Below are 19,639 nucleotides of genomic sequence, written 5' to 3' on the forward strand. Positions count from 1 at the left end.
GATGTTATCGAAGCCAGTGAAATTTGACGATGGATCGACGCCGGTCGGCATATGGCTGGAACTGCATTCCACCGAACGCCAGTGGAAGAACACCTATGTGAGCCTGCTCAACGCGGGTGGCTCCAGCCGCGATATCGCCTTGCAGGCGATTGGAACCCAGCACGGGCTGTTGCGAAACCTGTCGCAGTTTCCCGCGGAGAGATGGAGAATGCTGTGCGACGGACAGGGCTGGACGCCGCTCGGCTGTTCCGCTCTTTCGTGGTGCCAGGGAGATGTCACCTTCTCCGAGGTTGCGGATCGCGGAAAGAACGCGGATTGGCGGATCGACCCCGAGATCGGCAGCGATTTTGCCGCCCTGATGCTCAATCCCGCCATCGTTCCCGCCGATCTGGGCGCGCTTCTGCGCACCGAGCAGGATGATTTCGCTGCCGCGCTTGCCCTTGCCTCGAAACCTGAACGGCTATCTGCATCCTTCGTTCTGCCGCAGGATGCCCGGCCGGGGCCGCTGGCCCGCGCCATGCTTCAGGCGCGGTAAACGGGGGACATGGCCTATGCCCAAAGCTCATCGCCGCGCTGATATCGGTTCCGCCCATTCCTGCCATTTTCCGCCCACACCGGCGACGGGCGGCAGTGACAATGTCTATGTGAACGGTCGGCCGCTTATGCGTGTCGGGGATGCCTACGTGCCGCATGGCTGCCCCTCCTGCCCGAAGCCGTCGCATTCGCGGGCTCTGGCGGCGGGAGCATCCACCGTCTTCATCAATGGCAAGCCGGCCGGCCGTGTCGGAGATGCGATCGACTGCGGCGGCAATGCGCAAACCGGTTCGTCCGACGTCTATATCGGCGACAAAGAGCCGAATGGCGGCAGCGACGGCACCCCGTGCCAGGCCAGCATGGCCGGCGGGTCCGTTCCGACGGTTCGGGGATAGGCATGCAGGATCAGCTTGATGGCAGGGCGGAGCTGTCTGCGGTCAGTCAGGCCTATCTGACCCGCCTTTCGCAGATTGCAGACAGCGGCGACAGGCGCATTTATGCCGTGCTGGACGGAGCCCTCTTCGGTAACCTGACTGCGGATCTCTCGGCGGCGGGCCTGTGCCACAGGCCGCTCTATCGGCAGGCGGGGCCGGATGCCGCAATCATGCTCGGCGGGCCGTGGCTGGTTTCCCTCAGTCTTTCGCCGGCAGTCCCATCCGCGCCGGACGGTTTGATCGAGACGGCGGAGCCGAGCGACGAGGAACTGCAGGCGCTGGCGGCGAAACTGTCGAACGCCATGGCGGATGCCGTCGCCAGCGGTGATGAAAGCGGCGGCGGCGTGCTGCCGGCGGACGAGATCGACCTGCCAAGGCAGGTAAAGAGCAGAATAGAGGCCCTGCTCAGGCTTGTCGCAGACAAGCCCGCTGTGGTGTTCTGGGTCGGCGATCGCTCCCTGTCCGAGGAAACACTCTACAGGCACCTGCGCGGCATCAACCGCATAATCGTGCCGCTCGAGCGGGAGGCGCTTGCGGGATCGGGCGTTTCTGTTCCCGCGGAAGCCGGGGAGATGTCGCTGGCAGCCGGCGATGCGCAGGAAGAGGCGTTGGCTGCCGCCGATGTCGCCGGGCGGCGGGATCGCGGCGAGGTTGTTGTCTTCCGCCACGCCGATCCGAATGTCATCATGCAGGTCTTTCCGGCGCTTTCGCCGGAGCAGGTCGTGCGCCTGATGGGACCGGCGGAGGAAGTCTATTTCGCGCCGGGCGAGGCGTGGGGCGGGAACATCAAGCGCGGTCGCCGCCCGGTTGATATCGTGGCGCAAGGCGGCATGTTGCGTCTGACGCCCGGAAATATCGAGGCTATCAGCGCATCCCGCATGCTTGCCGCACGCCGTCGGCGGGTCGAGGCCTTTCAGCGGTCGGCGCCGCATCTGCTACAAGGCATGGATGAGCGCGAAGCGCTCCTGTTCATGGAGCGATATGAAAAACAGGCGCGTGCATACGGGCTGAAAACCGAGCGTGGCTTCTTTCAGTGGACCTATCTTATGAGTGCAAGCAACGGGCGCTTCATCGAAGCGCCGGATATTCGCCAAAACCTCAAAGGCGGCAATCCTGACGCCCGGCTGGATGACATGATGCGGCTGATGGCGAACGCGGCGAAAGAACGGGGTTTCGCATGAGTGCCGTGGCCGCCGCTGGCGGAGAGGCTCTGCTTGGCCGGGCGGCCGCAGGTGTCGCAACCAGACTCGGGGCCCGCGCCGCTCTTGGTTTTCTTGGGCCGGTGGGCGCAGCAATCGGCCTCGCCATGCTGGCCTATGAAGGCTACGAACTTTACAAGATGTACAATGAGAGCCATTCGGAACCCGCCGATGGCGAAGCGGGAGGCTGCACGGGGAACTGCGGCTCCGCCAAGGCGGAAGAACAGAAAAAGCGCCAGGAGGAACTGGAGGACGAGGCGGGCGTCAGCCAGCAGACCAAGGGCAAGACCAAGCACGGCGAAAAGGATGGCGGCATGGCGGAAGCCGAACGCGACTTCGATTCCTTGAAACCGGACAATGAGAAGGGTATCGAAACGCAATACGGGCCGGGCCGCACGGGGGAACTCCAAGACGGCAGCAAGGTTACGGTCCGTCCGGGAAGCTCCGATGGTCGTCCGACATTGCAGATCCGCAGACCAAACGGTCGTCAGACCGAGATACGCTATAATGATGGGCCGGGGGTTTAAATGACGGATTTCATAAAAAAAGACTGCACGCTGGATCATCAGCTTATCAGGGACAGGAATTTCGCCGCGAGGATTTTTCCCGAATTTCCGAGCGAGGAGGAAATCGCCCTCGTTGCCGCGCGGATCGGCGCCGGCGAGATCGATTTTGCGGCTTACGAATTCGGCCAGCCGCCGCGCCATTTTGCATCACAACCGGTCGGGCCGATGCTTGATGCATTGTTCGAAAACTCGCCCTATGGTCTTCTGGTCCATTTTTCGGGCCACGACCTCTGGATTTGGGCACCCGAGGATCATGAATATCTCGTTGTCTTCGGTGATTCCAATCTGGTTCAGGCGATAGAACGAAGCGACATATTCTCCTACAGCTTTGCCGATTATCTGGGCAGCGGTGCATTGTCGCAAGCAACAGTCACGCACCTTCGTGGCATGGCATCGAACTATACGATCGGGTAATGCGCTTCGCGGAGGCCGGGCATATTCCTCCCGGGTGGGCAGCGGCGCTGTCGAGCCGAAGAAGCGGGTCAAGGCGCTGTATGACTGTTGGGCCAATCTGAATTTCGAGATTGTCTGACTGGCCTGCCTGTGCCGCCCAGGACTGCGTCTTTCGCGGGCACAGATCACTCTGCCGATCAGATATCGTGACGCGTTCCAGGGACGAGGTGCTTGCCCTTAGAACAGGGCCACGATCATCATACCCAGAAATGCGATGAGCATGACGATGCAGGCCGGGCGGAAGAGATAAAAACGCTGCCAGTTCGTAAGGCGGAGGCTGTTGTAATAAAGGGATTTATCCAGCCGGAGGTAATCCACGCCGCTGTCGACGGAAAAATCACCGCCATTTTCCCTGTAAAACCGATATTCCCTGATCTGGGCGACAATCTGCTGGGCTGCCAGAAGGCTGACGGCGAGCAGCGCCGCTGAAACAATGATGATCTCGAATATCAGCATATGGCCTCTCTCTCCGATTGAACCGTAATGGCTTGTCTAGCGCAAATCCGCTGAAAAATCCGGTTCTTCGGCCTGCTTTTTCCACAATCCCGTCTTCAGTGCCCTGCGGCGGAGAGTAAAGTTCGTTTTTCCCGATGACTGATTGCACCGATATAGCTTGCCATAATTCCAGCCATTGATGGGGCCTCGTCCGCATCTGCGCTATTGGCAGCCATGCGCGATTTTTTCTAATTTCTTACTTTCATTAATTTGTATAACTATATGATAAAAATCAATAAAATTTTGTTCATTCAATTTGCCTGCTGCCATGGAAAAGCGTCAGGAAGGCATGTCGTCAGGTGGTCTCAAGCCCGGAAAACCGAGCTTGAGACGATTGGCGGCGGACAGGACGGCTTAATCGGCCGTCGCCTGAATATCGACCTTGTCGAGAAGAAGCATGGGATTGTCGGAGGCTGCAGCCAGATCAAAAAGGCCAAGGCCATTGGCGCCCGTCGATTTGACCATCACTGTCAGGGTTCCCGGCGCGCTGATGAAGCGGGCGAGGGCGTCCACGGCGCCCTGAAGCTTTGGCTGTTCAGCCGCGACCTGCTGCAACAGCACATTGGCCACCAACGTCAGGGTGCCGCGCACCTGATCTTCGGTCATATCGTTTTGCAGGGCATAAAGCTTGATGGCCTTGGCCATCAAACCCTCGTCCTTGACCGTGAGTTTCAACTCGCGACCCGCCAGCCCGAAAAGTGCGGCCTGAGCGCGATTGACGTCGAAGGCGAAGAATTCTTCCGTAAACCCGCTTGCAAGGCCGGAAAAGTTGACGCTGCCGATATCCTTGCCGCTGAAGGAGATTTCCCGGATCATCAGGTTGTTGTTCGGTTCGTCCCAGCCTGCGGCGAGGGCATAGGAAAGTTCGAGTGACTCCAGACCCAGCTTGCGCGCTTCAACAAATACTTCCTCCGATGAATCGGCCGGGATGGGAAGAGACAGGCCGTCCTGCCTGATCTCGATATCGGTCGGGATGCCGTTGAAGGGCTTTGTCAGTCCCATCTCGAAATTCCGGAGCGTGAACTTGATGCGTTCAGGCGTGCCTTCCGTCTCTTCCTCCGGCTTTTCCGGCGCGGCGACGTCGACGTTGATGCCGCCGACACGGATCGTTCCCAGTTCCGGGATAAGACGGTTAAACGGAAAGGTCTCAATCTGCGTGTCGTCGAGCCCTGCGATCTGGGAGAGGCCTTCGACTGTCGAGCTCCAGTCAAAACCTTTGAGGCTCGCCTCGGCGACTTCGATCGTGTCGGTGCCGTTGCCGATCGACATGCCGTTCAGGCCGAAGTCGAGCCTGCGGCTATCCATCTGCATGTCGATACGATCGATGGCGGCCTTGACCCTTTTGCCCTCCGATCCCTCGCTTTCGTCCGGGGCATCCGCCTTGAACCCGAGCAGCTGCATGTTGCTCTTGCCAATCATGTCGAGAATGGACAGGCCTTTGGTGAAATAGGCCTGACGCTCCTGCGGTGAAAGTTCGTCAACATTCTTGGTTGCGCTCAGTGCCTTCAGCGTCTCCAGAAGCGGCTCGGCCGGCAGGCGGGCACTGAAACCGTCGCTGCGGATCTCGTCGTAGCTGAAATGACCGTCGCCATCCGTGAACGAAATCTTGGCAACGGAGAGCGGGCCATAGAGAGGCTTTGCCTCCTTGTCGTCGGGGCCTGCCTTTTCCGTGTAGAGCCTGGCAAGATAAGCGACATCGATATCCTGCCCGGCGATGGTGCCGGTCGATACGACCAAATGCTTTTCCTTCATGGCGCCGTCGCTGTCCGGTAGCGCCATCTTGATGTCGTAGCTGCCGTTGTCGATCAAATAGCGGCTGATCCGGCCATCGGCGATGTCGGTAAGAGACACGTTTCTGTAAACGGTCTTCTGCTCGGTATCGGCGACGGACTGCGTGAATGTCACCTCAGGCGTGGAAATGCGCGTTGCCGCGAAGCGCTCTATGCGCCTTGGCAGGGAGTTGGCATTCCCGTCGCCGGATGCCGCCGGGGCCGGCTTCTTGAAAGCGGCATTCTCGACGCGGGCATGCGCCATCGAGATTTTTCCGGTCGGCACATCGATATCGATGCCGTTCATGTCCAGTGCGCCGTCCAGAAAAGGAAGTTTCGGACGTCCATCGATAGCGGCGATCTTGATGTTCTTGCCGTCTTCAAGCGGCAATGTCAGATCGCGAATATGAATTTTTCCGAGAAAGTCGGCTTCCACGGAACCGGCAGTTGCGCCGCTGCGGGCAACCAGCTCGTTGACCTTTGCTTCGTAGAAGGCCTTGCCGCCGATAACGCCTGCGGCAGCGACGGCAATAATCGCAACCGTTGCCCAAAGCGCCTTGCGCCGACCCTTGCCGGTCTGGGTATTTTCCTGTTCCACGAAGTTTGTCCTCTCTCACGAACTTATATTGGGCGCCTTTTAAGCACGCAAAAGTTGCTTAGCAAGTGGTCATCGCCGGGTGTTTCCCCGCGTGGAAAACCTCGCTGCGCAGGAGATATCTCTGCGACCTTGCCTGGCTTGCTGCGGGGCTGGCGCAAAAACTGGGTTAGCCGGCAGTTTTGAAGGAGGGAGCTATCTCCAGAACATGAGCGCCATGCCGGCCACGACAAGTGCGGCGCCGGCCCATGCGCCGGGCGCCGGCAGCTCCCTTGTTCTCAGCCAGAGCAGTGGCAGGATAATCACCGGTGTCGTCGCCGACAGTGTCGAGACGATGCCGACCTTGCCGCCGGAAAGGGCGAAGAGAAGGAGCGTCATGCCAAAAGCCAGGGCGATGATGCCGGTGAGTGCCGTCTGGAGGAACAGGCTCTTGGTCAGCGGGCCTTTCGGCCTGACAGCCGCGATGGGTAGCGTGGTAAGCGCCGTCAGGCAGAGAGCGGCCACTCCGACGCGCAGCATCGAAGCGGCAACAGGATCGATCCCGGTCGCCATGACAGGCCGTGCGATCAGGGAACCGACAGCCTGGCTGAGTGCGGCGAGAAGGCCGAAGAGCACGCCGAGCCAAAGCGGCCCCTTGACGCTCTCCCATTCATGCAGCTGCGCCTTTCGCTTGCCGAAGAGAATTGCAAGCAGCACGCCGCCGAGGGTCAGGCCTATACCGGCAATGGCGGTGACGGGAAGCTGCTCGTCAAGCACCGCCCATCCGAGCAGCGCGGCGATTGGGGCATTAAGGGCGAACAGGATTCCCGAGCGGCGCGGCCCCAGCCGATTGAGGCAGGTGAAAAGAAGCGTGTCGCCAACGAAAATACCGATGAAGCCGGACAGGAGAAGCGACGACAGCGCCTCTGGCTGAAGTTCCCGCCAGGCGCCAGAGGCGAGGACATAGATCCCCAGCAGGGAGGCGACGAAAAGCTGCCGTGTCCTGTTGAAGGCGAGCGCTCCAAGACGTCCCGCCGGGCCTGCGGACAGAAGTCCGGTCAGCGCCCAGCACGTCGCGGCGCCCACGGCGGCCAGTTCATAAATCGGCATTTTTTCCCCGTCGCTTCGTGGCGCTTCCGGCCACGGACACTATCCCTGCCTGCACCCATCGCAGATTCCGGGTTTGTCCGCCATACCGGAAGCATCGTCATCAACGGCGTGGGAGCATGCATGGCTCGCCATTCGTGCCCGGCCAGCCGGCACGGACGTTTTGCCACAGACGCGCCGCACGGGTTCAGTCGTTCCATTTTTGATGTTGGTGCGCGCCGTCATCGAGACCGCGAGCGGGTAGTTTTATCTACCGGGTTTCACGCACCGTTTATGATGTTGCAGATGCCCTCACGGATGACGTTCTTGTCGGCGATCTGCCCTGCCTGAATGTTGAAAACGGCATCGATCCGGACGCTGGCGCCCTTCTGCCGGGCGACAACCCGCAGCGTCTGAATTCTGCTGCTGCCGCTGGTCTCCTGATGGGCGTCGATCGAAGACAGTGCCTTGTTGATCTGGATGCCCGAAAAACCTTCCGCCGCCACGGCCTGAGCGAGCTTTTGAAGCACGGCGGGCGCTTTAGCCTTCGGTAGTTCCTGCCACGATTTGTAAGAGACGGCCGTTACCATCGGTACGCCTGATACGGTGAAGTTCTTCTCGCAGGATGCCGCGAGGACGGGGCTTGAGAAGGTGATGACGCCAAGAGCTGCAATGACATATTTCATTTCGAGTAATCCGGTTGTTGGTGAAGGCTGACAGCGATCGGCCGCATCAGAATGTCGACCGTTTTCCTCTGTATGTCGACGGCGGCGGAAGCGCTTCATGGGCTTGCGCAAGCGTTTCCAGCCAGGTGGCGAGGCCGGCTGGAACCTCCTCGTTGCCCGCTTCCAGCGCCTCGATCCATGAAAGTTCGCATTGCAGGGCGGACGCGATGTTGATCGGCGTCCAGCGGATCACCCGCAGGCATTGATTAAAACGTTCTGGCGACATGATGATTTGTTCTTTTCCCCGTCATTTGCCGGCGAAGCTCACTCACATGGCCACGAGAGTCAATCGTTTTTTACAACTTTTAATGGCTGATTTCCGGCTCAATAGTGATATCCGCCGCCGGTTGACGAGCGCCGGTAGCTGGAGCCGGCAAAGGCGCTGGCATCTGAACGGAACCCGTGACCCTTCCATCGTGGCCCCTTCATCCAAGAAAACTTAGTTGATCTGCTAAGTTTTCCCTTGCGTCGTCGCGATGGAAGATGATAGTTAGCAATATGACTAAGCATTATCAGGAACTTTCACTGATCTTCCAGGCTCTTGCCGATCCGACACGGCGGGCGATCCTCGCCCGGCTTGGAGGCGGGCCGGCGCCGGTTACGGAATTGTCCGCTCCCACGGGGCTGCGTTTACCCACGGTGATGCGCCATCTTTCCGTGCTGGAGGAGGCGGGGTTGATCACCACGTCCAAGGACGGACGGGTGCGCACCTGCGCGATCGTGCCCGAAGCGCTGGAGCCGGCGAGGACCTGGCTCGATGAACAGCGGGCCATGTGGGAGGGCCGGCTTGACCGGCTGGAGGCATTTGCAATGCAGGCCATGAAGGAGGATTCAGAATGACAATGAAACCCGGTCAGGACGGCGGACGCGCTGAACCGCATCAGGCACAGGACCGTTTTGCGACGCTGAGCTTCGAACGGGAGGTTGCCGTTCCATTGCCGGTCCTCTGGCAGGTCTGGCTGTCACCCGCCGCTCGGGCGGTGTGGGCTTCTCCCACGCCCTCGGTGACGGTCGAGTTTCTGGAGGCGGACAGCAGGCCGGGCGGTCGCGAAGTCTCGCTCTGCAAGGTCGCCGGGCAGCCGGATATCCGGTGTGAATGTGGCTGGCTGGAGCTGCAGCCGGCCCGCCGCAGCGTGAATTACGAGGTGGTTTCCTCTGGTGGCGTGACGCAGTCGGCAGCGTTGGTGACGGCCGATTTTCTGGCCGGGGAAGAGCGCAGCCGGTTGACCGTAACGGTGCAGCTTTCGTCACTGGCGGAGGATATGCGGGATGGCTACCAAGCGGGATTCAGCGCGGGTCTGAACAATCTGGCCAATGTGGCGGCGCGGACCATGGTGCTGGAGCGGACGATGAAAGTGCCGCGAAACATTGTCTGGAAAGCCTGGATGAACGAGGAGACGCTGCCGCAATGGTGGGGTCCTGACGGTTTTTCCTGCCGCACGAAAAGGATTGATCTGCGCACCGGCGGGGAATGGGTATTCGACATGATCGGCCCTGACGGCACCGTCTTTCCGAACCATCATCGTTATATCGAGGTGCGGCCCGAAGAGAGGATCGGTTATACGTTGTTGTGGGGCGAAAACGGGCCGAAACATGCCGATGCCTGGGCGTCCTTTGAAGATCAGGACGGCGGGACGAAAGTTGTGCTGGGCATGGTGTTCAGCACGGAAGCCGAGTTCCAGCAGGCGAAGGGCTTCGGTGCCGTGGAACTGGGGCAGCAAACGCTGGGTAAACTGGAACGTTTCGCCAGGGCGCTGTAAATGCGCAGGGCCTGTCTTTCCATATGCGGATGTTTCGATATCGGCCGCCTGTCTGCGGGTGGCGCGTGATTTGAAGCGGATGGGCCATCGCCGCCTGTGATCGCGATAGCGGAAAGCGATCAGGCGGCGGAGCCGAGATTTCTGAGAAAGGCGAGGCAGCGGACCAGCTGCGAGGCGGCGGTTCCGGCAAAATCGACCGCCGGCTCGTTTTTCTCGCAATTCATCAGGTCGAGATAATAGTCCAGCAGAATGCCGCAGAGCGTGACCGGTCTTCCGAGCGCCAGATCGAGCTGGCCGGACAGTCGCGGCTTGCGGCGGAACGCCATTCCGGGAAGTGCCGCGATGCGCTCCCGCGTCTCTTCGGCAAATCCCTGTAACGTCCTATCGTCCCGCCATTCGGGCAAGCTCGCAAGCAATTTCAGGAAATGGTCCTCGAGCCCGATAATATCCGGTGCATCCCCCGCCGGTGCCGTGGCCCTTGCTACATGAAACGCCAGACGCCTTTCCCGGCGCATCGTCGCGACGTGGCCGAGTTCCTCGCGCGCCATTTTTTCTGCCGCCTGCCGCACGTCGGCATTGGGTGCCTGGGCGGCAACGTAGCTCCAGAAAACAAAGGCTCTTTCCTCGTTACGGACGGCGGCCGAAAAGGCGCGGTAGGCGTCCAGCGTTTCCGGCGGCACCACATCGGCGCCTTCGGCATCGAACATGGGTGACAGATCCGGTGCGGCGAAGGTGCCCGTCCTGTCGGCAGGCGCTGTTTCTGCCGCCCAGATGTCGACCTGACGCAGATGCGATTCCTCCTCGGCGATCAGCCGGTCGAAAACGGTTGCGAGCGCCGGCTGGTTTTTATCCAGCATCCGCTGCCTGAGCGCGCGATAGCCGTCGATTGCTTCCTGCTCCATGCGGGCTGCGGTTTCCAGCACGGCTTGCATCGTTGTCAGAACGGGCGGTTCGGCATTCAGTTTCGGCATGGGGCTCTCTTCGGTTTCCGGCCATAACCTGCCACATCAAACGACGGCGTATTTGTTCTGGATCAATGAGGCTTTGGGAGGCGCGATTATTTTGCCCTTGATCCCCTGAACCGGACCGATGCGACAGGGCCGGGGGCGGAAACGAATGTCATGTCGCACCCCGATGGAATGCCCAATGCCGAAAAATACTGATATCGGGAGACATGGTCCGGCGGTCTTTCTTGCTTTTCTGATCGCGCTTTTCGCCCTGGCGGGCCAGGCAGTCGCAGCCGGCAGTCTTGCCGATTATCTCGCGAAGGTTCAGCCGGCGGAGCTGTTTGCGGCGGCCGACCGTTTCGGCGAGCCGGTGGGTGAGCCGGCCATCGTGCCCGTCTACAAGGGCAAGGATATCGCCGGTTACGCCTATCTCAATTCCGATTTCACCAATTCGACCGGCTATTCCGGCAAGCCGATCCACATCGTCGTCGGTATCGACAAGGCCGGCGTTGTACGCGGTCTGAAACTTGTCGATCACAAGGAGCCGATCGTGCTGATCGGCATACCCGAAGCCCGGGTGGTGGCGGCGCTGAATTCGGTGATCGGCCGCGATCTGGCGAAGGTTGCCGCCGGTGCTGAGCGCCCGCCACAGGTCGATATCGTCAGCGGCGCGACGGTGACGGTGCTGGTGATGGGCGACAGCGTGGTCCGCTCGGCGGTCAAGCTCATTCGCAGCGGCAGGCTCGGAGACGGTACGGCGGCGGCGGGCGTGGCCGCAGCACCGCAGGTGGTGAGAAAACTCGATCTTTCGAAACAGGACATATCCGACTGGCAGACGCTGCTTGGCGACGGTTCCATCCGCAGCCTGCGCCTGACGGTGGGCGAGGTATCGGACGCTTTCGCCAAAGCCGGCCAGCCGGATGCGGCCCGGACACCGGAAACGCCCGATCCGCAGGATACGTTCATCGATCTCTACGTCGCACCCGTCAGCGTGCCGGCCATTGGCCGCAGCCTTCTGGGCGAAGAGGGCTACGCGCGGCTGGCGAAACGCCTGAAGCCCGGCCAGTCGGCCATTCTGGTGGCGGGCGACGGCGCCTATTCCTTCAAGGGATCGGGTTATGTGCGTGGCGGCATTTTCGACCGTATCGAGCTTCTCCAGGACGGGCAGGGCATCCGTTTTCGCGACCGGGACCACACGCGGCTGACGCAGATCGCCGCGGCCGGTGCGCCGCATCTGCGGGAAATCGCGCTTTACGTCGTCCCCGACAGCTTCGCCTTCGACATGACCGAACCGTGGGACCTGCAGCTTCTGGTGCAGCGCACCACCGGCGTTCGCGACAAGGCGACGATGCCCTATGATCTCGGTTATACGCTGCCGGACGCCTATGTGAGCGTCGAGACGCCTGCCGCGCCAGTGCCGGCGGCTGCAACGACGCCGGACGCCGTTGTTTTCGGGGAAGAAAGCGCGCCGCTCTGGGGCAGCATCTGGGAGATGAACCGCGTCTCCGTCGCCATCACCTTTGCCGGGCTTCTGGTTCTCACCGCCATCTTCTTCTTTCAGGACTGGCTGGTCAAACGCCCGAAACTGTTCGGCTGGGTCCGGCGCGGCTATCTGCTCTTTGCGCTGGTCTGGCTCGGCTGGTATGCCAATGCGCAGCTTTCGGTGGTCAATGTCCTGACCTTCATCAATGCGCTTATCTCCGGTTTCCACTGGGATTTCTTCCTGTCGGCGCCGCTGATCTTCATCCTCTGGGCGTCGGTTGCCGCCGGGTTGCTGTTCTGGGGGCGCGGGCCCTTCTGCGGTTGGCTCTGCCCCTTCGGCGCGCTGCAGGAACTCACCAACGGCGTCGCGAAATGGCTGAAGGTGCCGCAGGTCAAGCTGCCCTGGGGCCTGCATGAGCGCCTCTGGCCCGTCAAATACATCATCTTCCTCGGCCTCTTCGGCCTGTCGCTTTATTCGCTGGCGCTGGCGGAGACCTTTGCCGAGATCGAACCGTTCAAGACGGCGATCATCCTGAAATTCGCCCGCGAATGGCCCTTCGTGATCTTCGCGCTGACGCTGCTCGCCGCCGGCCTTTTCGTCGAGCGCTTCTATTGCCGGTATCTCTGCCCGCTCGGTGCCGCACTCGCCATTCCCGGCCGTATCCGAATGTTCGAATGGCTGAAGCGCTGGCCGGAATGCGGTTCGCCCTGCCAGCGCTGCGCCAAGGAATGTCCCGTGCAGTCGATCCACCCGGAAGGGCAGATCAACGTCAACGAGTGCATCTACTGCATGCATTGCCAGGAACTTTACCAGGACGACCACCGCTGTCCGCACATGATTCAGGTGCGGCTGAAGCGGGAGAAATTCGTGACGCTTTCCACCCCTCCGGAAAAGGGAAAAGAGCGTCCGAAAACCGTGGTTACCCACAAGGGCAAACCGATCGGCACAGATGAAGGGGTGGCGGGCGAACAGGCCTGAGCCACCATCAAAGGAGAGAAGACATGTCGGATCGAAATATCGAAACTGGCCTCAGCAGGCGCCAGCTTCTCGGCTCCACGGCGGTTGCCGCGGTGGCGGGCGCGGCGACGGTCGGCGGCGCGCTGGCGGTTTCCAGCATCACGGCGGCGCCGGCGCTTGCCGCAGGCGGGCAGGCCTTCGAGGTCAAGCCCGGCGAACTGGACGAATATTACGTCTTTTTCTCGGGCGGCCACAGCGGCGAAGTCCGCATCCTTGGCCTGCCGTCGATGCGCGAGCTGATGCGCATCCCGGTGTTCAACCGTGACAGCGCCACCGGCTGGGGCCAGACCAATGAAAGCCGCAAGATTCTGACGGAAGGGCTGTTACCCGAAACGAAGGAATATCTGAAGGACAAGGGCGACATCTACCTCAACGGTGACCTGCACCACCCGCACCCGTCCTTTACGGAAGGCACCTATGACGGCCGTTATCTCTTTGCCAATGACAAGGCCAATACCCGTGTCTGCCGCATTCGCCTCGATGTGATGAAATGCGACAAGATCATCCAGCTGCCCAACCAGCACACGGTTCATGGCCTGCGCGTGCAGAAATATCCGCGCACCGGTTATGTCTTCGCCAATGGCGAGGACCGGGTGCCGATCCCCAATGACGGTTCGGTTCTCGATGATCACAAGCAGTATCACGCCATCTTCTCGGCCATCGATGGCGACACGATGAAGGTTGCCTGGCAGGTCATGGTCGACGGCAATCTCGACAATGTCGATGCCGACTATCAGGGCAAATATGCCTTCGCCACCTGCTACAATTCCGAGGAAGGCGTGAACCTCCAGGAGATGATGGCGAAGGATCAGGACTGGATCGTCGTCTTCAATCTGAAGCGCATCGAGGAAGCGGTCGCCAAGGGCGAATTCAAGGAAATGGGCGGCGTGCCGGTGCTTGACGGTCGCCACGGCTCGAAGTTCACCCGCTATATTCCGGTGTCGAACGGCCCGCACGGCATGAACACCGCGCCCGACGGCATCCATGTCGTCGCCAACGGCAAGCTGTCGCCGACCGTCACGGTCTTCGACGTGCGCCTGTTCGACGATCTCTTCGACGACAAGATCAAGCCGCGCGATACCGTCGTTGCCGAACCCGAACTCGGTCTTGGCCCGCTTCACACCGCCTATGACGGTCGCGGCAATTGCTATACGACCCTGTTCATCGACAGCCAGATCTGCAAGTGGAACCTTGAGGATGCCAAACGCGCCTACAAGGGCGAGAAGGTCAATCCCATCCGCCAGAAGCTCGATGTCCAGTACCAGCCCGGCCACAACCACACATCCATGGGCCAGACCAAGGACGCCGATGGCAAGTGGCTCATCTCGCTCAACAAGTTCTCGAAGGACCGCTATCTCAATGTCGGTCCGCTGAAGCCCGAAAACGATCAGCTGATCGATATTTCCGGCGACGAGATGGTGCTGGTGCACGACAACCCCACCTTTGCCGAGCCGCATGACGCAACCATCGTCCATAATTCGAAGATCAACCCGGTCAGCATCTGGAGCCGCGACGACAGCTTCTTCGCCGATGCGGTGGCGCAGGCGAAAGCCGACAACATCGACCTGCTGATCGACTCGGAGGTCATTCGCGATGGCGACAAGGTCCGCGTCTACATGACCTCGGCGGCGCCCGCTTTCGGTCTGGAAAGCTTCACCGTCAAGCAGGGTGATGAGGTGACTGTCTACGTCACCAATATCGATGAGGTGGAAGACCTGACCCATGGCTTCTCGATCATCAATTACGGCATCAACATGGAAGTGGCGCCGCAGGCCACGGCATCCGTCACCTTCAAGGCCGATAAGCCCGGTGTGTGGTGGTATTATTGCTCGTGGTTCTGCCATGCCATGCACATGGAAATGAAGGGCCGTATGCTGGTGGAGCCGAAAAAGGCATGAGGCATCCAAAAGATGCGGCGAGATGGGGGATGGTGGCGATTGTCGCCGCCATCCCCAGCCTGGCGGATGCTGAAACCATCCGCCTTTCCGCTGCCGCGACCCCAATACTTCAGCAGGCCATCGACCGTGCACAGACGGGCGACGAACTGGTGCTGGAAAGCGGCGATTTTTCCGGGCCGGTAACCATTGGCACGTCCATTACGCTGCGCGGCGAGCCGGGTGCGGCCATTCGCGGCACCGGTCAGGGCAGTGTCGTCACCATCACCGCCGAAGACGTGATCTTCAGCGGCATTATCGTATCCGGCTCGGGCGGTTCGCTGGAAGATATGAATTCGGGCGTCTTCGTCGCCCGCACCGCCAAACGGGCGATTGTCGAAAACAGCCGCTTCGAAGAAAATCTGTATGGCGTCTATCTGCATGGCGCAGACGATTCCATCGCGCGCAACAATGTCATTATCGGTACGGGCGAAGGCCGTTTAAGCGAAACCGGCAACGGTGTGACCCTGTGGAACGCGCCCGGCGCGCGCGTCACCGGCAACGACATCAGCTTCGGGCGCGACGGCATCGCCACCAATGCCAGCAAACGCAACGTGTTCAGCGGTAACCGGTTCAGCAATCTGCGATTTGCCATCCATTACATGTATACCGACGACAGCGAGATCAGCGACAATGTCTCCACCGGCAATTCGGTGGGATACGCCATCATGTTTTCCAGCCGTCTGAAGATCACCGGAAACGTCTCCGACGGTGACCGGGACCACGGCCTGCTTTTGAATTACGCCAACAGTTCCACCATCACCGGCAACACGGTGCGCGGCCATATGCAGCCCGCATCGCGCTGGAGCGAACGTGGCATCCGCTCGCAGGAACATGGTGTGCCTGCCGCCGATGGCGAGACTGCCGCGGATACCTCGGGAATGCGGCCCGGCCCGGAAAAATGCGTCTTCATCTATAATGCCAACCGCAACCGCCTGCGCGACAATCGTTTCGAAGGGTGCGATATCGGCATTCATTTCACCGCCGGTTCGGAAGGTAACATGATGAGCGGCAATGCCTTCATCGCCAATCGCAATCAGGTCAAATATGTCGGCACACGTTATGTCGACTGGTCGGAAAAGGGGCGCGGCAATTACTGGAGCGACAACCCCGCCTTCGATCTGGATGGCGACGGCATAGCCGACAATCCCTATCGCCCGAATGATCTGATTGACCGCGTGCTGTGGACCGCGCCGCAGGCGCGGGTGCTGACCAGCAGCCCCGCCGTGCAGGTGGTGCGCTGGGCGCAGGCGCGGTTTCCTGCCCTTTTGCCCGGCGGGGTCACCGACAGTCATCCCTTGATGTCGCCGCCGCAGCCTCTCAGGGAGCCACGCTCATGAGCCCGACCGTAAGCGTTCACGATGTGACCAAGACCTATGGCGGCAAGGTCAATGCCCTGCGCGAGCTGAACTTCGATCTCCATGAAGGGGAGACCGTAGCTCTGGTCGGCCACAATGGCGCGGGAAAAACCACGCTGATCAAATTGCTGCTCGGGCTTATTCGCCCGACGTCGGGGCATGTGGAGGTGCTGGGCGAGAACCCGGCGAATGGCGATTTCGCCGTGCGTCAGGCGCTTGGTTACCTGCCGGAAAGCGTGTCTTTCCATCTGGCGCTGACGGGGCGGGAAACGCTTGCCTTCTACGCCCGCCTCAAACGGGTGCCCATGCAATCCGCCGACAGTCTGTTCGAGCGTGTCGGCCTTGACGCCACGGCCGCCGACCGGCCCATTCGCACCTATTCCAAGGGTATGCGGCAGAGGCTTGGCCTTGCCCAGGCATTGCTCGGTGCACCAAGGGTTCTGCTGCTCGATGAACCGACCAGCGGCCTCGACCCGGCCCTGCGGCGCAATTTCTACAATCTCGTCGATGAATTGCGGGCAGGCGGCGCGACGGTCCTCCTGTCGTCGCATGCGCTGGGGGAACTGGAAGACCGGGCTGGACGCGTCATCATCGTCAATCGTGGTGTGCGCATTGCCGATGGCACGCTGGATGATCTGAGACGGATCGCCAGCCTGCCGTCGCGTATCCGTATCCGCACGGCCGGCGGGGCTGAAGCCGCAGCACCCGCCGATCACACCGCCCGGTGGACACCGACCGGCGACGGCGGTTGGGAAACGGAGGTGGCGCATGCTGCAAGACTGCCGCTGCTGCACCGCCTCACTGCGGCTGCCGCCGCTATCGAAGCCCTGAGCCTGATCGAGCCGACGCTCGATGATCTCTATGCCCATTTCCTGAACAGCCAGGAGGCCGCGTCGTGAGCAATATCCTGATCATTGCGGGGAAGGAAATTCGCGAAGGCATGCGCAATCGCTGGGTGCTGGCCACGACATTGCTGCTGGCCATGCTCGCCCTGACGCTGACGTTTCTCGGCAGCGCGCCGACCGGCAATGTCGGCGCCAGCCGCATGGATGTGGTCATCGTCAGTCTCTCCAGCCTGACGATCTTTCTTGTGCCGTTGATCGCGCTGCTGATTTCCCACGACGCCATCGTGGGTGAGGTGGAGCGTGGCACCATGCTGCTGCTGCTCGCCTATCCGGTGGGGCGCAGCCAGATCGTTCTGGGCAAGTTTCTCGGCCACATCGCCATCCTCTGCTTCGCCACCACCTGCGGATATGGCACGGCGGCGCTTGCGCTGGCGCTGATGGGCGGCGCGACCGGCCTTGAGGGCTGGCTGTCGTTTATTTCCATGACGGCATCGTCCGTGCTGCTGGGCGCGGTCTTCGTCGCCATCGGTTATCTCGTCAGTGCGCTATCTTCGGAGCGCAGCACGGCCGGCGGCGTGACGATCGGCATCTGGCTGTTCTTCGTGCTGATCTATGACATGGCCCTGCTTGGCGGGCTGGTGGCGGCGCAGGGCCGTTCGTTGCCTGGCGGATTGCTGGATTTCCTGCTGCTCGCCAACCCGACGGATGCCTATCGGCTCCTCAATCTCGGCAGCGGCGGCGCGGCGGCCCTTTCCGGCATGGGCGGGCTTGCCAGAAACTCCATCCTCACCGGTGGCGTGCTGCTTGCCGCCCTTTGCGCCTGGACGGTTGTTCCGCTCGGCCTCGCTTCGCTGTTTTTCTCAAGGAGGGACGTATGAAAACGGTCCGTTTTGCCCTTGTTCTTGTGGCTTCGCTGCTGCTTGCCGCCTGCGAAAATGAGCAGCAGGCGGAAACGCCGCCGCCCTTTTCGCTCACCGCCGAGGCCATGGGTCGATATTGCGGAATGAACGTGCTGGAACATGCCGGGCCGAAAGGGCAGATCATCCTGCGGCAGATACCGGAAGCCATATGGTTCTCCTCAGCGCGCGACACGGTGGCCTTCACCATGCTGCCGGACGAACCGAAGGAGATCGCGGCAATCTATGTCTCGGACATGGGGCGGGCTCCAAGCTGGGACAAGCCCGGTGCGGAGAACTGGGTCGATGCCCGCAAGGCCTTCTTCGTGATCGGCAGCGCGCGTCGCGGTGGCATGGGCGCGGAGGAAGCCGTGCCCTTTTCCGAAGAGGCCGCCGCCAGGGACTTTGCCGGCAGCAATGGTGGCGAAGTGGTGAAATTTGACGATCTGCCGGAGAGCTACATTCTCGGTGCGGGCGGTGAGGCGGCGGACGATGCGCCGGCCGGGGGAGCGCATGACCATGGATGACAGACATCATGACGGATACGGGAATGGCAGGCCGGGCCGCCGCCGCTTCATCACGCTCATGGCAGCCTTCGCCGGTCTGCCGCTTCTGCCCGGCAAGGGGTTTGCCGAGGCATCGCCGGTCATCTGGCGGGGGCAGGCGCTTGGCGCGCCGGCAACGCTGGTGCTGAACCATGAGAACCGCGCCGAAGCCGAACGGCTGCTGCGCCGGGTTGTGGCCGAGGTTTCGCGTCTCGAAGATATTTTCAGCCTGTTCCGCGAAGGGTCGGCGCTGGCCGAACTCAACCGCACCGGCGTGCTGGCCGCGCCACCTTCCGAGATGGTGGAGTTGCTGGACCTGTGCCGCAGGTTCCACGGGCTCGCGGAGGGCGCGTTCGATCCGACGATACAGCCGCTCTGGCTGCTGCATGCCCGGCATTTTTCACGCGATGGTGCCGATCCCGCCGGCCCTTCGGCCAGGGATATGCGCAAGGCGCTGGCGCTGGTGGGTTTCGACAGGGTGCATTTCGACCGGGACCGGATCTCGCTGCCGCAGCGCGGCATGGCTTTGACGTTGAATGGTATCGCCCAGGGATATGTGACCGACCGGATTGTCGCCCTGCTGCGCGATGCGGGTGTGACCAGCAGCCTGGTGGACATGGGGGAAAACAGCGCTATCGGCGCCAATGCGCAGGGTGCGCCATGGCGCATCGGCCTTGCGCAATCGGAAGATGCCACCCGCCCCGATATGGTTCTTGATATCATCGACCGGGCGGTGGCCACTTCGGCGGGCACGGGCTTCCATTTCGACAGTGCCGGCCGTTTTGGCCATATCCTCGATCCGCGCACCGGCCTGACGGCAAGCCGTTATGCCCGTATTTCCGTCGTGGCCGCCGATGCCGCCACCGCCGACGCCCTGTCGACCGCCTTCAGCCTGATGGATGCGCGGCGGATCGAGAGGCTGCGCGCCTCGCTTGGCAATGTGGAGGTCCACCTGCGCGCCTGAACGCAGCAGGCCGCCGCTCCCCATCGCGCCGCAACCGGCACGGTGACAGGGAAAC

The 19,639-nt window shown here is 61.4% G+C and carries 20 protein-coding genes; 14 read left to right on the forward strand and 6 right to left on the reverse strand.

Going from position 1 to position 19,639, the window contains the following annotated elements; genetic code table 11:
- The first annotated feature begins 1 nt into the window (after nt 1).
- The 5 genes from JZX88_RS24470 to JZX88_RS24490 are packed head-to-tail and all read left to right on the forward strand — an operon-like array spanning nt 2 to nt 3,147.
- Nucleotides 2–535, forward strand: a complete 534-nt coding sequence (locus tag JZX88_RS24470) for a hypothetical protein (RefSeq protein ID WP_065116446.1) — start codon at nt 2–4, stop codon at nt 533–535.
- A gap of 16 nt (nt 536–551) precedes the next feature.
- Nucleotides 552–929, forward strand: coding sequence for a PAAR domain-containing protein (locus JZX88_RS24475; protein WP_065116445.1), 378 nt, complete (start codon nt 552–554; stop codon nt 927–929).
- A 2-nt stretch (nt 930–931) separates the two neighbouring features.
- Nucleotides 932–2,149, forward strand: a complete 1,218-nt coding sequence (locus tag JZX88_RS24480; protein WP_206915020.1) for a hypothetical protein — start codon at nt 932–934, stop codon at nt 2,147–2,149.
- A complete protein-coding gene (locus JZX88_RS24485; RefSeq protein ID WP_142859550.1) occupies nt 2,146–2,694 on the forward strand; it encodes a hypothetical protein in 549 nt (182 codons plus the stop codon). The genes JZX88_RS24480 and JZX88_RS24485 overlap by 4 nt, the downstream gene beginning before the upstream one ends.
- Nucleotides 2,695–3,147: a hypothetical protein gene (locus tag JZX88_RS24490; RefSeq protein ID WP_065116442.1), complete on the forward strand. Its 453-nt coding sequence runs from the start codon at nt 2,695–2,697 to the stop codon at nt 3,145–3,147.
- Nucleotides 3,148–3,363: 216 nt separating this feature from the next.
- On the opposite strand, the gene JZX88_RS24495 is transcribed toward JZX88_RS24490, so the two are convergent.
- The 5 genes from JZX88_RS24495 to JZX88_RS24515 all read right to left on the reverse strand — a co-directional run bounded on the left by JZX88_RS24495 (nt 3,364) and on the right by JZX88_RS24515 (nt 8,061).
- Entirely contained in the window at nt 3,364–3,642 is a 279-nt protein-coding gene (locus JZX88_RS24495; protein WP_110760589.1) for a hypothetical protein, read from the reverse strand.
- 393 nt (nt 3,643–4,035) lie between these two features.
- Nucleotides 4,036–6,048: a hypothetical protein gene (locus JZX88_RS24500; RefSeq protein ID WP_206915021.1), complete on the reverse strand. Its 2,013-nt coding sequence runs from the start codon at nt 6,046–6,048 to the stop codon at nt 4,036–4,038.
- A 192-nt stretch (nt 6,049–6,240) separates the two neighbouring features.
- Nucleotides 6,241–7,134 (reverse strand): DMT family transporter, encoded by an 894-nt coding sequence (locus JZX88_RS24505; RefSeq protein WP_110760587.1) that lies wholly within the window; start codon nt 7,132–7,134, stop codon nt 6,241–6,243.
- A gap of 257 nt (nt 7,135–7,391) precedes the next feature.
- A complete protein-coding gene (locus tag JZX88_RS24510; RefSeq protein WP_206915022.1) occupies nt 7,392–7,796 on the reverse strand; it encodes a hypothetical protein in 405 nt (134 codons plus the stop codon).
- A gap of 46 nt (nt 7,797–7,842) precedes the next feature.
- The gene (locus JZX88_RS24515; RefSeq protein ID WP_003505772.1) at nt 7,843–8,061 is read right to left on the reverse strand and encodes a hypothetical protein; all 219 of its coding nucleotides are present in this window, start codon (nt 8,059–8,061) and stop codon (nt 7,843–7,845) included.
- A gap of 272 nt (nt 8,062–8,333) precedes the next feature.
- Here JZX88_RS24515 and JZX88_RS24520 point away from each other — a divergent pair, with 272 nt between their 5' ends.
- Together JZX88_RS24520 and JZX88_RS24525 are read left to right on the forward strand one after the other, a co-directional pair.
- The gene (locus JZX88_RS24520; protein ID WP_206915023.1) at nt 8,334–8,675 is read left to right on the forward strand and encodes a helix-turn-helix transcriptional regulator; all 342 of its coding nucleotides are present in this window, start codon (nt 8,334–8,336) and stop codon (nt 8,673–8,675) included.
- Complete coding sequence (locus JZX88_RS24525) at nt 8,672–9,595, forward strand: SRPBCC family protein (RefSeq protein WP_174030853.1); 924 nt, start codon at nt 8,672–8,674, stop codon at nt 9,593–9,595. Before JZX88_RS24520 ends, JZX88_RS24525 begins: the two co-directional genes overlap by 4 nt.
- Nucleotides 9,596–9,714: 119 nt before the next feature.
- On the opposite strand, the gene JZX88_RS24530 is transcribed toward JZX88_RS24525, so the two are convergent.
- Complete coding sequence (locus JZX88_RS24530) at nt 9,715–10,566, reverse strand: ferritin family protein (protein WP_206915024.1); 852 nt, start codon at nt 10,564–10,566, stop codon at nt 9,715–9,717.
- Between the two features lie 175 nt (nt 10,567–10,741).
- Between JZX88_RS24530 and JZX88_RS24535 the strand changes: the two genes are divergently transcribed.
- From JZX88_RS24535 to JZX88_RS24565, 7 genes are read left to right on the forward strand one after another with little or no spacing between them, the layout of a single operon-like run.
- Entirely contained in the window at nt 10,742–13,003 is a 2,262-nt protein-coding gene (locus JZX88_RS24535) for a NosR/NirI family protein (protein WP_206915025.1), read from the forward strand.
- 23 nt (nt 13,004–13,026) lie between these two features.
- A complete protein-coding gene (gene nosZ / locus JZX88_RS24540; RefSeq protein ID WP_206915026.1) occupies nt 13,027–14,940 on the forward strand; it encodes a TAT-dependent nitrous-oxide reductase in 1,914 nt (637 codons plus the stop codon).
- A complete protein-coding gene (locus JZX88_RS24545) occupies nt 14,937–16,316 on the forward strand; it encodes a nitrous oxide reductase family maturation protein NosD (RefSeq protein WP_206915027.1) in 1,380 nt (459 codons plus the stop codon). The genes nosZ and JZX88_RS24545 overlap by 4 nt, the downstream gene beginning before the upstream one ends.
- Nucleotides 16,313–17,233, forward strand: a complete 921-nt coding sequence (locus JZX88_RS24550) for an ABC transporter ATP-binding protein (protein WP_206915028.1) — start codon at nt 16,313–16,315, stop codon at nt 17,231–17,233. Before JZX88_RS24545 ends, JZX88_RS24550 begins: the two co-directional genes overlap by 4 nt.
- Complete coding sequence (locus JZX88_RS24555) at nt 17,230–18,057, forward strand: ABC transporter permease subunit (RefSeq protein WP_206915029.1); 828 nt, start codon at nt 17,230–17,232, stop codon at nt 18,055–18,057. The genes JZX88_RS24550 and JZX88_RS24555 overlap by 4 nt, the downstream gene beginning before the upstream one ends.
- Nucleotides 18,054–18,602, forward strand: coding sequence for a nitrous oxide reductase accessory protein NosL (locus JZX88_RS24560; RefSeq protein WP_065116429.1), 549 nt, complete (start codon nt 18,054–18,056; stop codon nt 18,600–18,602). The genes JZX88_RS24555 and JZX88_RS24560 overlap by 4 nt, the downstream gene beginning before the upstream one ends.
- Entirely contained in the window at nt 18,595–19,584 is a 990-nt protein-coding gene (locus tag JZX88_RS24565) for an FAD:protein FMN transferase (RefSeq protein ID WP_206915030.1), read from the forward strand. Before JZX88_RS24560 ends, JZX88_RS24565 begins: the two co-directional genes overlap by 8 nt.
- The last annotated feature ends 55 nt before the right edge of the window (nt 19,585–19,639 follow it).

Source organism: Agrobacterium sp. OT33, assembly GCF_017313365.1.
Taxonomy (GTDB): Bacteria; Pseudomonadota; Alphaproteobacteria; order Rhizobiales; family Rhizobiaceae; genus Agrobacterium; species Agrobacterium rhizogenes_A.